This is a genomic window from Microbacterium sp. CCNWLW134 (genome assembly GCF_037083565.1).
GTDB lineage: Bacteria > Actinomycetota > Actinomycetes > Actinomycetales > Microbacteriaceae > Microbacterium.
On record NZ_JBAOJU010000001.1, the window covers coordinates 558,575 to 572,413 of the forward strand.

Genomic DNA, 13,839 nt, shown 5'->3' on the forward strand with positions numbered 1-13,839 from the left:
GCCGCATCCTCGACTCGTCGTATACGATCCGTTCAATAGTAGAACGGCGTGTTCGAATATAGAACATACCGACTCTTCTCAACAGCGCACCGCCGCGCCGCCCGGACATCGGCGTCAAGGAGAATCCATGCAGTTCCATCACCACGGCTACGTCTCGGGCGATCCCCGCGTCCAGCCCGCCGCCGGCACCGGGATCGACCGGCCCGACGATCTCCCCGACGTCGTCGACGTGCTGATCGTCGGCTCGGGGCCCGCGGGCATGCTCCTGGCCGCACAGATGTCGCAGTTCCCGACTCTCACGACCCGACTCATCGAGCGCCGCGACGGGCGCCTGCCGCTCGGTCAGGCAGACGGCATCCAACCGCGGAGCGTCGAGACCTTCCAGGCCTTCGGGTTCGCCGAGCGCATCATCGCCGAGGCCTACAACATCGGCTGGATGAACTTCTGGGGCCCCGACCCGACCGACCCGTCACGAATCACCCGCACCGCGCGTACCGAGGACTACGGCTACAAGATCAGCGAATTCCCGCACCTCATCGTCAACCAGGCGCGGGTGCTCGACTACTTCGCCGAGGCCGCGGCGCTCGGCCCCGCCCGCATCGCGCCCGACTACGGCGTGGAGTTCCTCGGCCTCACCGTTCGCGATGCCGACATCGACCCCGGCGCCGACACCGACCACCCCGTGGAGGTGCGCGTGCGTCACGTCGCCGGCCCCCGTGCGGGGGAGGAGCGCGCCATCCGAGCGCGCTACGTCGTCGGATGCGACGGCGCGCGCAGCCGCGTCCGCGAGGCGATCGGGCGCACCCACGTCGGCAGCACCGCCCAGCACGCCTGGGGTGTCATGGACGTGCTCGTCGACACCGACTTCCCCGACTGGCGCATCAAATGCGCGATCGCGGCGGAGGCGGGAAACATCCTTCACATTCCGCGCGAGGGCGGCTACCTCAGCCGCATGTACATCGACCTCGGAGAGGTCGCCGCCGATGACAACCACCGCGTCCGCGAGACCCCGATCGAGGAGATCATCCGGCGCGCCAATGCGATCCTCCACCCCTACACGATCGAGGTGAAGCAGGTCGCCTGGCACAGTGTCTACGAGGTCGGCCACCGGGTCACCGACGGCTTCGACGACGTCGCTGCCGACGACGACCGCGATCCGCGCGTCTTCCTCACCGGCGACGCCTGCCACACCCACAGCGCCAAGGCCGGGCAGGGGATGAACGTCTCCATGCAGGACGGGTTCAACCTGGGCTGGAAACTCGGTCACGTGCTCTCCGGCCTCGCTCCGGCATCCCTCCTCCGTACCTACGACGCCGAGCGCAAGCCCGTGGCCCAGCAGCTCATCGACTTCGACCGGGAGTGGTCGTCGCTCATGGCTCGCAAACCCGCCGAGATCTCCGACCCCCAGGAGCTCGCGACCTACTACCTGGGCACCGCCGAGTTCCCGTCGGGGTTCATGACTCGCTACGCGCCGTCTTCGATCGTGGCGGATGGCGCGCACCAGCCGCTGGCGGAGGGCTTCCCCGTGGGCTTGCGATTCAAGAGCTCCGAGGTGGTGAGGGTGGTCGACGGCAACGCCGTCCACCTCGGTCACCACGCCAAGGCCGACGGGCGCTGGCGCATCTACGCCTTCGCCGATCGCCCGGCCGCCGGCGAGTCCTCGGCGCTCGCAGACTGGGCGGAGCGGGTGGACGCCCCCGACGGACCCGTGCGCCGGCTGACGCCCGAGGGCGCCGACCTCGACACCGTCTTCGACGTGAAGGTGATCTACCAGCAGGCGTTCGACGACGTCGAGCTCGCCGCTGTGCCCCAGATCTTCCGGCCCCGCTCCGGCCCGCTGGGCCTCGTCGACGGCGAGAAGGTGTTCGCGGCGGCACCGAGCGCCTGGACCCGCACCGACATCTTCGACGAGCGTGGCCTCTCGCGCGATGGCGTCGTCGTGGTGGTGCGTCCCGACCAGTACGTCGCCGCCGTCCTGCCGCTCCGGGCGGCCGCTGAGCTCGATGCCTTCCTCTCGGGCGCCTTCCTGCCGCAGCGCGAGGTCGCTGGGGCCGGTACGTCGGCGCGCTGAGACATCCGCCCGCCCCGGCGCACACCGCGTTTGCGCCGACTGTACGCCGTGTATATCGAAGCCTGCGCCGACAGCCGGGCACAATGACCACGACCGCCCCCGATCCCGAGGAGTCCCATGACCGCCGATCGTGAAGCCGCCCTGCTCGCCGAGGTCCCCGATGGACTGTTCATCGGAGGGTCCTGGCGGCACGCTTCGGAGGGCCGGACGCTCCGCGTCTTCGATCCCGCCACCGGCCACGCGGTCAAGACGATCGCCGACGCCTCGGTCGACGACGGCAAAGCGGCACTGGATGCCGCTGTCGCGGCGTTCCCGGAGTGGTCGCGCACCCCGGCGCGCGAGCGCGCCGAACTGCTGCGTCGCACCTTCGACCTCGTCCAGGAACGCAAGGAGGACCTCGCGCTCCTGATGACGATCGAGATGGGCAAGCCCCTCGCCGAGGCGCGCGGCGAAGTCGTGTACGGCGGGGAGTTCATCCGCTGGTTCAGCGAGGAGGCCGCGCACGTGCAGGGTCGCTACGGCGCGAACCCCGAGGGCACCGGGCGCATGATCGTCTCGCAGCACCCGGTGGGTCCCTGCTACCTCATCACCCCGTGGAACTTCCCCCTCGCGATGGCCACCCGCAAGATCGCCCCGGCGCTCGCCGCCGGCTGCACCGTGGTCATCAAGCCCGCCGAGCTCACGCCGCTGACGACGCTGTTCTTCGTCAAACTGCTCGAGGAGGCCGGGCTCCCGGCGGGTGTCGTGAACGTCCTCACCACGTCGAGCTCGGGGAAGGTCTCCGAGCCGATCATCCGCGACCCGCGCCTGCGCAAGCTCTCCTTCACCGGTTCGACGCCGGTGGGGCAGCGGCTGCTCGAGCAGGCCGCAGAGGGCGTGCTCCGCACCTCGATGGAGCTCGGCGGCAATGCGCCCTTCGTCGTCTTCGACGACGCCGACCTCGACAAGGCGGTCGACGGCGCGATGGCGGCGAAGTTCCGCAACATCGGTCAGGCGTGCACCGCGGCGAACCGGTTCATCGTGCACCGCTCCGTCGCCGACGAGTTCGCCCGTCGCGTCACCGCGCGCGTGCAGGGCTTCCGCATCGGTCGCGGCACGGAGGAGGGCGTCACCATCGGCCCGCTCATCGACGATCGCGCGGTGGCCAAGGCCACGGCCCTGGTCGACGACGCCGTGAGCCGCGGTGCGGAGCTGCGCACCGGCGGCAAGGCCGTCGACGGTCCGGGAACGTTCTACGAGCCGACGGTGGTCTCGGATGTGCGGCCGGGAAGCGACATCCTCCGCGAGGAGATCTTCGGGCCGGTGCTCGCCATCATCCCGTTCGACGACGAGGACGATGCCGTCCGCATCGCCAACGACACCGAGTACGGCCTGGTCTCCTACGTCTACACCGAGAACCTCGCCCGCGGGCAGCGCATGATCGAGCGGCTCGAGACCGGCATGATGGGCCTGAACATGGGGGTCGTCTCCAACGCCGCCGCCCCGTTCGGCGGGTGGAAGTTCTCGGGCCTCGGCCGCGAGGGCGGCGCCGAGGGCATCCACGAGTACCTGCAGACGAAGTACACGCTCACCCCGAACCCGTTCGCCTGAGCGCGGCGGCGCGCCTCGGAAGGGGCGGCGACCGGGTGTCGGGGGCGCGGGGCAGGATGACCGAGTGATGACGTCACCGCTGCTCGCACGCCGCCTGCGCTCGCACCGTCTGAGCGCGCCCGCCGCGACGCTGGAGGCCGCCGCGCGGTCGCTGCTCGCGGTCCAGGCGCAGGATTTCGTGGGCGGCCGGTGGGCGCTCGCGACGCGCACGCGTGGTGCTCCCTCGCTCTGCGCCGTCGACGCGCTCTTCGACGGCGGCCGGCTGGTGCGCTCGTGGACGATGCGCGGAACGCTCCACATCGTCTCCGCAGCCGACCTCCGATGGATCCTGGAGGCGACCCGGGCGAGGCAGGAGCGCCGTGCCGCCCCGGTGCTCCGGCGCGAGGGGGTCGACGGCGCCGTGCTGGTGCGCGCCGAGCAGGCCGCGCGCCGAGCGCTCGACGACGACGAGCGGATGACCCGCGCCGACCTCTTCGCCGCGTGGGATGCCGCGGGCATTCCCACCGCGGGACAGCGCGGCTATCACCTGCTCTCCGCGCTCGCCGTTGCGGGTGTGCTGTGCCTGGGGCCCGTCCAGGAGCGGCCGAGCCGTGCGGCACGGGAGCAGACCGTCATCCTCGTCGATGACCTGAGGCCGGATGCCGCGACGCCGGCCGATCCTCTCGTCGAGCTGATCGTCGGCTACATCCGCGGCCACGGGCCGGCTTCCGCACGCGATGCGGCGTGGTGGTCGGGTCTGCCGCTCACGGCCGTCCGCGCGGCGCTCGCCGATGCCGGTGATCGCGTCACGGTCTGGCGCGAGGGCGCCGAGCCGCTGTACGTCGACGCCGCCGCGGCGCCCCGCGCGACGGCGTACGACGACGCACTGGCGCTGCCGCCCTTCGACGAGTACTACCTCTCCTACGACGACCGCTCGGCCACGTGCGCGCCGCAGCATCTCGACCGGGTGGGGCCGTCGAAGAACGGCATGGTCCGCGCCGTGCTGATCGCCGACGGCCGGGTGGCGGGCACCTGGACGCCTGCCAGAGGTGCGGCCGGCATCGACCTGTTCGACGCCGACAGCGTCTCGGTCGCCGACGCGCGCGCGGCGGTCGCCCGGTTCACCGCGTTCCGCGCGGGATGACCCGCAGGCGGACTACTCCGCCGGGGAATGCCGCTCGAGGAAGGCGTACACCTCGGTGTCGTCGACTCCCGGGAACGCGCCGCGGGGGAGAGGGGAGAACATGTGCTGGTGCACCCGCGCGCTCGGCCAGGCCTTGCCGCTCCAGCGCGAGGCGACGTCGGTGGGGGGACGGCGGCAGCACGACTCGTCAGGGCAGGTGGAGGTGGCCCGCGTGGCCGTCTCGCGACCGCGGAACCACTTGGCGTCGTCGAAGGGCACGCCGACCGTGATCGAGAACTCCCCGTCGCTGGTCACGCCCGTCTGCGTCGAGCACCAGAAGGTGCCCGCCGGGGTATCGGTGTACTGGTAGTGCTCCGTGGTGCGGTTCTGCTCTTCGAACGCCGAGCGCGCTGACCACTGGCGGCACACGATCTGTCCCTCGACCGACCCCGTGACATCCATCGGCACCGGGAGGTCGTCGTTCTCGTACACGCGGGAGATCCCGCCGTTGCCGTCGACCCGCAGGAAGTGCAGTCGGATGCCGAGATGGTGGGTGAGGAGGTTCGTCAGGCGCATCGCCGCGGCTTCGTGGGTCACCCCGAACGCATCGCGGAAGTCTTCGACGGCGAGGTTGCGGTCCTTCTTCGCCTGCTGGAGGAAGGACACGGCGGCGGTTTCGGGCATGAGACAGCACGCGGCGTAGTAGTTGATCTCCAGACGCTGCTGCAGGAAGTCGGCGTAGTCGGTGGGCCGCTCGTGCCCCAGCAGACGGTGCGCCATCGCCTGCAGAGCCATGGAGCGCAGGCCGTGCCCGCCGGGGATCGACGCGGGAGGCAGGTAGATGCGTCCGTGCTCGAGGTCGGTGACCGAGCGCGCCGAGTGCGGCAGATCGTTGACGTAGATCAGCTCGAAGCCGAGCTGCTCGGCCATGATGCTCACGGTTCGGTGGGTGAGGGCGCCGGAGACGTGGCCGGCGGCCTTCAGCTGCTTCTCGGCGAGGCGTTCGATGTCCGGGAGGTAGTTGTCGGCGTCGCGCATCCGTACCCGCAGCTCGGTGTTGGCCCGGCGGGCCTCCTCCGGCGTGGCGATCGCCTCGCGCTCGCGACGCTGCAGTTCGCGATGCAGCGCCAGGATCGATTCGAGCGTCTCATCGGTCATCGACTTCGACACCTTGATGGGGGCGACCCCCAGCTGGCGGAAGACGGGACTCGTCTGCGCGCGCGCGAGCTCGATCTCCAGCGCCGCGCGTCGATTGGGCGGCTCGGTGGAGAGGAGGTCGGTGACCTCGACGCCGGTGGCCCCGGCGATCGCCTGCAGCAGCGACAGCTTCGGCTCCCGCTTGCCGTTCTCGATGAGGCTCAGTTGGCTGCCGGCGACGCCGACCTGCTCTCCGAGCTCGTCGAGCGTGAAACCGCGGGAGAGCCGGTGGTGACGGATCCGGTGGCCCAGCGTCGTGAGGTGCAGCGGTGCCGTCGAGGTCGCGGTGGGAAGCGCCATGATTTGAGGATAGCGAAAGAATCAGTATTTTTGCGCGGTAGCTGCCCCTAAACACGGTATCGCAACCCGAGATAGTGGAGGAACACCAGGTTTCATGCCGAGCTGAGGGAGCTTCCATGGCTATCGCCGACATCTTCTCGCGTACCGCGTCCGCCGCGATGGACGCCGGAGACTCCCGTGCGTACGGCGCCCGCCCCACGATCATCGGCGGCGGGATGGCCGAGTTGGAGGCGTGGGTGGAGGAGATCGCCACTCTCACCCAGCCCGATCGCATCCACTGGGTCGACGGGTCGCGCGGCGAGAACGATGCGCTGCTGCGCCAGATGGTCGACGAGGGGAAGCTGATCAAGCTCAACCCCGAGTGGCGCCCGGGTTCGTACCTCGCCCGCTCCCACCCGAGCGACGTCGCGCGCACCGAGGCGCGCACCTTCATCGCCTCGGAGCTCGAAGAAGACGCCGGCCCCACGAACAACTGGGCCCCTCCTGCCGAGATCCGCGCGACGATCACGCCGCTGTTCGAGGGATCGATGCGCGGTCGCACGATGTACGTCGTGCCCTTCTCGATGGGCCCGGTCGGCGGTCCGCTGTCGCACATCGGCGTGCAGGTGACCGACAGCGCGTACGCCGTGGCATCCATCGGGATCATGACCCGCGTGGGCACGCAGGTGCTGCGGGAGATCGCTGCCGGGAAGCCCTGGGTGAAGACCGTGCACTCGGTCGGTGCTCCTCTGCGCCCCGGCGAGCCCGATGTGGCGTGGCCGTGCAACGACGAGAAGTACATCGTGCACTTCCCCGACACCCTCGAGGTCTGGTCGTTCGGCTCGGGGTACGGCGGCAATGCGATCCTGGCGAAGAAGTGCTTCGCGCTGCGGATCGCCTCGGTGATCGGCCGAGACGAGGGCTGGCTCGCCGAGCACATGCTGCTCATCCGCGTGATCGACCCGGCCGGTCGCGCCTACCACGTCGCCGCGGCGTTCCCCTCGGCCTGCGGCAAGACGAACCTGGCCATGCTGCGCCCCACCATTCCCGGATGGCGCGTGGAGACCCTCGGCGACGACATCGCCTGGCTCCGTCCGGGCGAGGACGGACGCCTCTGGGCGATCAACCCCGAGGCGGGCTTCTTCGGGGTGGCGCCCGGCACCGGCGAATCGACCAACGTGACCGCGGTCGAGACCCTGTGGGGCAACACCATCTTCACCAACGTCGCGCTCCGCCCCGACGGTGATGTCTGGTGGGAGGGTTTGACCGACACCCCGCCCGCTGAGCTCACCGACTGGGAGGGCAACCCCTGGACGCCCGAGAGCGGTCGACCCGCCGCCCACCCCAATTCGCGCTTCACCGTCGGTGCCGCCCAGTGCCCCCAGATCGCCGAGGACTGGGATGCCCCGCAGGGAGTGCCGCTGGATGCGATCCTCTTCGGCGGCCGCCGGGCGACGAACGTCCCGCTCGTCGTCGAGGCGACCGACTGGACCCACGGCGTGTTCATGGGCGCGACGATCTCGTCGGAGCGCACCGCCGCCGCCGAGGGCACCGTCGGCGAGCTCCGCCGCGACCCGTTCGCCATGCTGCCGTTCTGCGGGTACAACATGGCCGACTATTTCGGGCACTGGCTGAAGGTCGGTCAGAAGCTCCGCTTCGACCGCGCTCCCCGCATCTTCCAGGTCAACTGGTTCCGCAAGGGCCCCGACGGACGCTTCCTATGGCCCGGCTTCGGCGACAACGCCCGGGTCATCGACTGGATCATCCGCCGAATCGAGGGCGAGGTCCCCGCGGTCGACAGCCCGGTCGGGCGCCTGCCGCGCACCGAAGACCTCGATGTCGACGGCATCGACGTCTCGGCCGACGACCTCGAGCGCCTCTTCGCCATCGACCCGCAGTCGTGGCTCCAGGAAGCCGATCTCACCGACGAGTTCTTCCGCACCTTCGAGGGACGGATTCCCGCGGCGCTGTACGCCGAGCTCGCGGCGCTGCGCTACCGCCTCCAGCGGGCCTGACGCCGCGTCACACCAGGAGCTGGTGGCGGGCGAGGTCGCGGTACAGCGGCGTCGTCTCCACCAGCTCCCCGTGTGTGCCCTGGCCGACCACGCGGCCGTGGTCGAGAACCACGATGAGGTCGCTGTCGACCACCGTCGACAGCCGGTGCGCAATGACGATCAGCGTGCGTCCGGCCGCCACGGCGTCGATCGCGTCGCGCATCCGCTGCTCGTTCAGGCCGTCGAGCGACGAGGTCGATTCGTCCAGCAGCAGGATGGGCGGCGCCGCCAGCAGCGCCCGCGCGATCGCGAGGCGCTGACGCTCACCCCCCGAGAGCATCACGCCACTCTCGCCGACCGGTGCCTCCAGACCGAGGGGGCTGCGCTCCAGCACCTCGCCGAGGTTGACCGCGCGGAGCACCCGCTCGCATTCGGCGTCCGAGGCCTCCGGCGCCGCCAGTCGCAGGTTCTCGGCGATCGTGCCGGCGAGGGTCGGAGCATCCTGCTCGACGTAGCCGAGCTGTGAGCGCAGCGCCGCCCGGTCGATCGTGCGGACGTCCGCGCCGTCGAGGAGGATCGCGCCTCCGGTGGGATCGTAGAACCGCTCGATGAGGGCGAGCGTCGTGCTCTTTCCGGCGCCCGACGGGCCGACGAGGGCCACGCGCGCTCCGCGCGGGACGCGGAACGAGACGCCCCGCAGCACCTCGCCGTCGGGCGTCGCCTCCTGTGAGGGCGGTGATGCCCCCGCATCCGATCCATCGTCCCGGCGCACCACGTCGATCGTCGTGGTGTCGACATGGGCCGATTCGAGCAGCGCCTTGGCCTCCTTCTCGGCCGTGCGCCGCGCGGCGATGACGTTCTCGGGATATGAGAACCGCACGTCGACGAATTCGATGGCGGCCGGCGCGGTCGTATCGACCGCCGGGGCGGCGGGCACGGCCGCGGCGGTGCGGGCGTCGTCGGCGTCCTCGGTCGGGAGATCGAGCACTTCCTGGATGCGGCCGAGGGCACCCAGTGCCTGGTTCACCGACGTGATCGCGCCGAAGAACGTGCCGAGGGGCCCGATGAGGAGGAAGAGGAAGATGACGAAGGTCACCAGGCTCGCGATCTCGATCGCTCCGGATGCGACGCGGAAGCCCCCGAAGCCGAGGACGACCAGCAGCGAGACCTGCAGGGCGATGCCGGCGACGGGAACGACGAGCGCCGACACCTTCGCGATGCGGACCCCGACGTGGTAGACGTCGGTGGCCATCGCGCTGATCGCCGCGGTCTCGCGCTCGGTCGCCCCGGCCGCGCGGACGGTGCGGATCGACCCGATGGCGCGCTCCACCCCCGAAGCCAGCTCGCCCACCTTCTCCTGCTGCACCTGGGTGGCCCGGCGGATCCGGCCGCTGAGAAGGACCACGCCCACCACCGACACACCCAGGACCAGAACGATCGCCCCGAGCAGCACCGGATCGATGATGGCCATGCCGATGATGGCGCCGACGAAGATGAGCGAGTTGCCCACGGCGTCGGCGAGGCCCTGGGTGAGGACGGCGTAGAGGAGGGTGGTGTCGGTGCCGACGCGCGACACCAGATCGCCGGTGCGGCGGGAGTCGAACTCGCTGATCGGCAGGTGGAGGATGCGCGAGATGAGCTTCCGGCGGCTGGAGTACACCACCGCGGTTCCGGTGCGCTGCAGCAGGTAATGCTGGTATCCGCCGATCAGCGACGCGGCGACGACGAGGGCGACGATGCCCCACACCAGCAGGCCGAGGGTCTCGCCCGCCTGCACGCGCTCGATCACCTGGCCGACGAGCACGGGCTGGCCGAGCGTGGCGATCGCCCCGATGATGCTGAGGACCGCCACCACCACGAGCACGCCCTTGTGCTCGAGGAGGAAGGGGATCAGCTGCTTCAGGCTCGCGCGGGGGCCCTCCTGGGAGGCTGCGCGACGGCCGCGGCGACGGGACGGGCGGGTGGTGTCAGACATGGGGATGCTCCGAGGGCTAGGGCTCAGCTACGACCGTACTTCTTGTGAGCTGCCTGTTTGCTCACACCGAGTGCCCCGGCGATGGCCTGCCAGGAGTATCCGAGCGTGCGCGCGCGGCGTACCTGCACCTCCTCGGCCCGCGACAGCTCGACGCGGACCCCTGCGAGTCGTCGCAGTTCGGCGATCGGCTCCGAATCGGGCGCGGACCCGATCAGGGTGCGCAGGTCGTCGCTGGACACGGTCTCTCTCCCTCTCGGCCGCGGCGCGGCATCCGTCGTCAACCGTAGGTGACGTTCTGCGCTCTGTCAACCGAGGTTGACGCGCGTCCGCGCCCGTGCTCGCGTCCGCCCCCGCGCCCGCCCCCGCGCCCGCGCGCCGGCGCCCGCGCCCGCGCTCGCGTCCGCCCCGACTCCCGCCGCCCACCCACGTCCGGCTCCCTCTCCCTCTTCGTTCGTCGCAGATGTACGCGATCGAGGGGGTTAGGCGTACATATGCGACGAACAAACGCGTGCCAGCGGCCCCGGGGGACGTGAGCCGACCGCCGCTATTACCACCGGCTCGCCCCCCCAGGTCACCGTCCCCTGCCTCGTTCGTCGCAGATGTACACGTTCGGGCGGGATAGGCGTGCGTTTGCGACGGACGAGTCGGATAGGGCGGGTTCGACGCTCACCCGCCAGCCATCGCACCCGAGCCGACCCGGGCCACCCCCACGCGACTCCGTTCGTCGCAGATGTACGCCGGAGGGCGCCGTGGCGTGCATATGCGACGAACGAAGCGGGGGACGGAGGAAGAGGGCGGCGAACGAAGCGGAGAAAGAGACAGGCGATGGATGCGCGGGGCGGCGGGAAAGCAAGAGAACGGATGCCGCGGGGGCGGCCGGTCAGCCGCCGTCCACCGTGTCGGAGGTCGCGGGTAGGGTGGTCCGGTGCCTGAGCCCGTGATCCGCGCCGAGAACCTCGTGAAGACGTATTCGTCGAAGGGGAAGCCCGACTTCGTCGCCGTCGACGGGCTGTCGTTCGAGGTCGCGCCGGGCGAGTCCTTCGGGCTCCTCGGGCCCAACGGCGCCGGCAAATCGACCACCATGAAGATGATCGGCGCGGTGTCGACGCGCACGCGCGGAGAGCTGAGCATCTTGGGGCTCGACCCCGACCGGTACGGCCCCGAGATCCGCTCCCGCCTGGGTGTCGTGCCGCAGCAGGACAACCTCGACGCCGAGCTCAACGCCCGCGAGAATCTCTACATCTACGGTCGCTACTTCGGTCTGCCGAGCAAGGTGTGCCACGAGAAGGCCGACGAGCTGCTGGCGTTCGCGCAGCTCGAAGACAAGGCCAAGAACAAGGTCGAGCAGCTGTCGGGTGGGATGAAGCGCCGCCTCACCATCGCGCGCGGCCTCATCAACGACCCGCGCATCCTCCTCCTCGACGAACCGACCACGGGCCTTGATCCCCAGGCCCGGCACGTGCTGTGGGATCGCCTGTTCCGGCTGAAGGAGCGCGGCACCACGCTGGTGCTCACGACCCACTACATGGATGAGGCCGAGCAGCTCTGCGACCGTCTGATCGTCGTCGACAAGGGCCGCATCATGGCCGAGGGGACGCCGGCATCGCTCATCCGCGAGCACTCCAGTCGTGAGGTGCTCGAGGTGCGCTTCGGCTCCGACCGCAACGAGCAGGTCGCACCGCAGCTGCAGGGCCTCGGCGACAGTGTCGAGGTGCTCCCGGATCGCATCCTTATCTACACCGACAACGGCGAGCGGGCACTCGAGCGCGTCACGCAGCTCGGCTTCGAGCCCGTCACCTCGCTCGTGCGTCGCTCCAGCCTCGAAGACGTCTTCCTGCGCCTGACCGGAAGGTCGCTGATCGAATGAGCGTCGACCCGAGCAGCGCCGATGCGATGAGCGCCGACCCGAACAGCGCCGGCCCGAGAAGCGCCGCCCAGGCGACCGCGAAGGTCGCCCAGCCGAGCCTCGACGAGCTGCGCGCCGAAGCGATGGCGTGGGGACGCAAGCCCCGCGCTTACGGCTCGTGGTACGTCACCGAGCACATGGTGCGCGCGATGCGCGCCTACGGCTGGACCATCGTCGTCGGTGCCCTCGGTCAACCGATCGTGTATCTCCTGGGCCTCGGCCTGGGTCTGGCGGCGCTGATCGACGCGCCGGTCTCTGACGGCGGCGTCACCGTCGATTACGTCGTGTTCGTGGCGCCCGCCCTCCTCATGACCGCGACCATCGCCGTCGCGAGCGAGGAGTTCACCTACCCGGTGATGGCGGGGTTCAAGTGGCGACGCTACTTCTACGGCTTCAACGCGTCGGCGCTGTCCTCGCCGCAGATCGCCCACGGTGTGATCCTCGGCGCCACCGCCCGCATGGTCGTGGTGGGAGCGGCCTACTACGTCTTCCTCGTGCTCTTCCAGGCGATCCCGAACCCCGAGACGGGCTGGATCTCGATCTTCATCTCGATCCTGGCGGGGCTCGCCTTCGGGGTGCCGATCATGGCCTACGCCGGATCGATCGAAGACGACAAAGGGCAGTTCGCTCTCGTGCAGCGCTTCATCTTCATGCCGATGTTCCTCTTCTCCGGCACGTTCTACCCGCTGTCCACGCTCGGCTGGCTGCAGGTGATCGGCTGGATCTCGCCGCTCTGGCACGCCACCGAGCTCGGGCGACTCGTCACCTACGGCCGGCCCGAGAGCCTCCTGATGATCGGGGTGCACATCCTGTACCTCGTCGCCCTCACCGTCGGCGCCGCGTTCCTCGCGCGCCGGATCTTCGTGCGGAGGCTCGCGAAATGACCGCCACCGCCATCGCTGCAGAGCCCCGCGCCCGCGCCGGGGGAGTCCGGTCGCTCTGGGCCGGCAACCCGCAGGCCGTCGTGCAGCGCGGGCTCATCGCGGCGCGCTCGTCGAATTGGATCGTCGTGCTCTCGGGGTTCTTCGAGCCGGTCTTCTACCTCCTCTCGATGGGGGTCGGACTGGGCGCGCTCATCGGCGACGTCACGACCGCCTCGGGCCTGGAGGTGTCCTACGCCGCCTTCATCGCCCCCGCACTCCTGGCGGTGTCGGCCATGAACGGCGCCGTCTACGACTCGACCTGGAACGTCTTCTTCAAGCTCAACTACGGCAAGCTCTACGAGGGGATGCTGGCGACCTCGCTCGGCCCGCTCGACGTGGCGCTGGGAGAGATCCTCTACGCGCTGCTACGCGGACTCGTCTACGCCAGCGGGTTCATGGTGATCATGCAGTTCGCGGGGCTGAACCTCGCCTGGACGGCTATTCTCGCCATCCCCGCGGTCCTTCTCATCGCGTTCGGGTTCGCAAGCCTCGGAATGGCGATCACAAGCTACATGAAGGCGTTCCAGCACATGGACTGGATCAACTTCGTCATGCTGCCGATGTTCCTGTTCTCGGCGACGTTCTATCCGCTGAGCGTCTACCCCGACTGGCTCGTCCCCGTCATCCAGGCCCTCCCGCTCTGGCACGGCGTCGAGCTCATCCGCGGTCTCACCCTCGGCGATCTCAGCTGGGGCATGCTCTGGCACGTGCTCTACTTCGTCGTGATGATCGCGGTCGGCCTGATCTTCACCACGAAGCGCCTGCGCGCCCTCTTCCTCGACTGAGAACGGGCGCCGCACTA

The 13,839-nt window shown here is 69.9% G+C and carries 10 protein-coding genes; 7 read left to right on the forward strand and 3 right to left on the reverse strand.

The window, feature by feature from the left end; all coding sequences use genetic code 11:
• The first annotated feature begins 127 nt into the window (after window positions 1-127).
• The 3 genes from V6S02_RS02615 (at window position 128) to V6S02_RS02625 (ending at window position 4,784) form a co-directional block, all read left to right on the forward strand.
• Window positions 128-2,071 carry an FAD-dependent monooxygenase gene (locus tag V6S02_RS02615; RefSeq protein ID WP_336399769.1) on the forward strand — a complete coding sequence of 648 codons (1,944 nt, stop codon included), beginning with the start codon at window positions 128-130 and terminating at the stop codon, window positions 2,069-2,071.
• 117 nt (window positions 2,072-2,188) lie between these two features.
• Window positions 2,189-3,661 (forward strand): NAD-dependent succinate-semialdehyde dehydrogenase, encoded by a 1,473-nt coding sequence (locus V6S02_RS02620; RefSeq protein ID WP_124292661.1) that lies wholly within the window; start codon window positions 2,189-2,191, stop codon window positions 3,659-3,661.
• A gap of 67 nt (window positions 3,662-3,728) precedes the next feature.
• Window positions 3,729-4,784, forward strand: a complete 1,056-nt coding sequence (locus tag V6S02_RS02625) for a winged helix DNA-binding domain-containing protein (protein ID WP_336399770.1) — start codon at window positions 3,729-3,731, stop codon at window positions 4,782-4,784.
• Between the two features lie 12 nt (window positions 4,785-4,796).
• Here the strand turns inward: V6S02_RS02625 and V6S02_RS02630 are convergent, their stop codons facing one another.
• On the reverse strand, window positions 4,797-6,260 hold the full coding sequence (locus V6S02_RS02630) for a helix-turn-helix domain-containing protein (protein ID WP_336399771.1): 1,464 nt from the start codon (window positions 6,258-6,260) through the stop codon (window positions 4,797-4,799).
• Window positions 6,261-6,376: 116 nt separating this feature from the next.
• Between V6S02_RS02630 and V6S02_RS02635 the strand changes: the two genes are divergently transcribed.
• Window positions 6,377-8,254 carry a phosphoenolpyruvate carboxykinase (GTP) gene (locus V6S02_RS02635; RefSeq protein ID WP_124292664.1) on the forward strand — a complete coding sequence of 626 codons (1,878 nt, stop codon included), beginning with the start codon at window positions 6,377-6,379 and terminating at the stop codon, window positions 8,252-8,254.
• Window positions 8,255-8,261: 7 nt separating this feature from the next.
• Here V6S02_RS02635 and V6S02_RS02640 read toward each other — a convergent pair whose 3' ends face one another.
• Together V6S02_RS02640 and V6S02_RS02645 are read right to left on the reverse strand one after the other, a co-directional pair.
• Window positions 8,262-10,208, reverse strand: a complete 1,947-nt coding sequence (locus tag V6S02_RS02640) for an ABC transporter ATP-binding protein (RefSeq protein ID WP_336399772.1) — start codon at window positions 10,206-10,208, stop codon at window positions 8,262-8,264.
• Window positions 10,209-10,231: 23 nt separating this feature from the next.
• Entirely contained in the window at window positions 10,232-10,447 is a 216-nt protein-coding gene (locus tag V6S02_RS02645) for an AsnC family protein (protein WP_442927889.1), read from the reverse strand.
• A gap of 686 nt (window positions 10,448-11,133) precedes the next feature.
• Here V6S02_RS02645 and V6S02_RS02650 point away from each other — a divergent pair.
• Genes V6S02_RS02650 through V6S02_RS02660 form a run of 3 tightly spaced genes read left to right on the forward strand, consistent with a single transcriptional unit; the run spans window position 11,134 to window position 13,822 of the window.
• Window positions 11,134-12,075 (forward strand): ABC transporter ATP-binding protein, encoded by a 942-nt coding sequence (locus tag V6S02_RS02650; RefSeq protein WP_336399773.1) that lies wholly within the window; start codon window positions 11,134-11,136, stop codon window positions 12,073-12,075.
• A gap of 26 nt (window positions 12,076-12,101) precedes the next feature.
• The gene (locus V6S02_RS02655; RefSeq protein WP_442927913.1) at window positions 12,102-12,998 is read left to right on the forward strand and encodes an ABC transporter permease; all 897 of its coding nucleotides are present in this window, start codon (window positions 12,102-12,104) and stop codon (window positions 12,996-12,998) included.
• Window positions 12,995-13,822: an ABC transporter permease gene (locus V6S02_RS02660; RefSeq protein WP_336399774.1), complete on the forward strand. Its 828-nt coding sequence runs from the start codon at window positions 12,995-12,997 to the stop codon at window positions 13,820-13,822. The genes V6S02_RS02655 and V6S02_RS02660 overlap by 4 nt, the downstream gene beginning before the upstream one ends.
• Window positions 13,823-13,839: the final 17 nt, after the last annotated feature.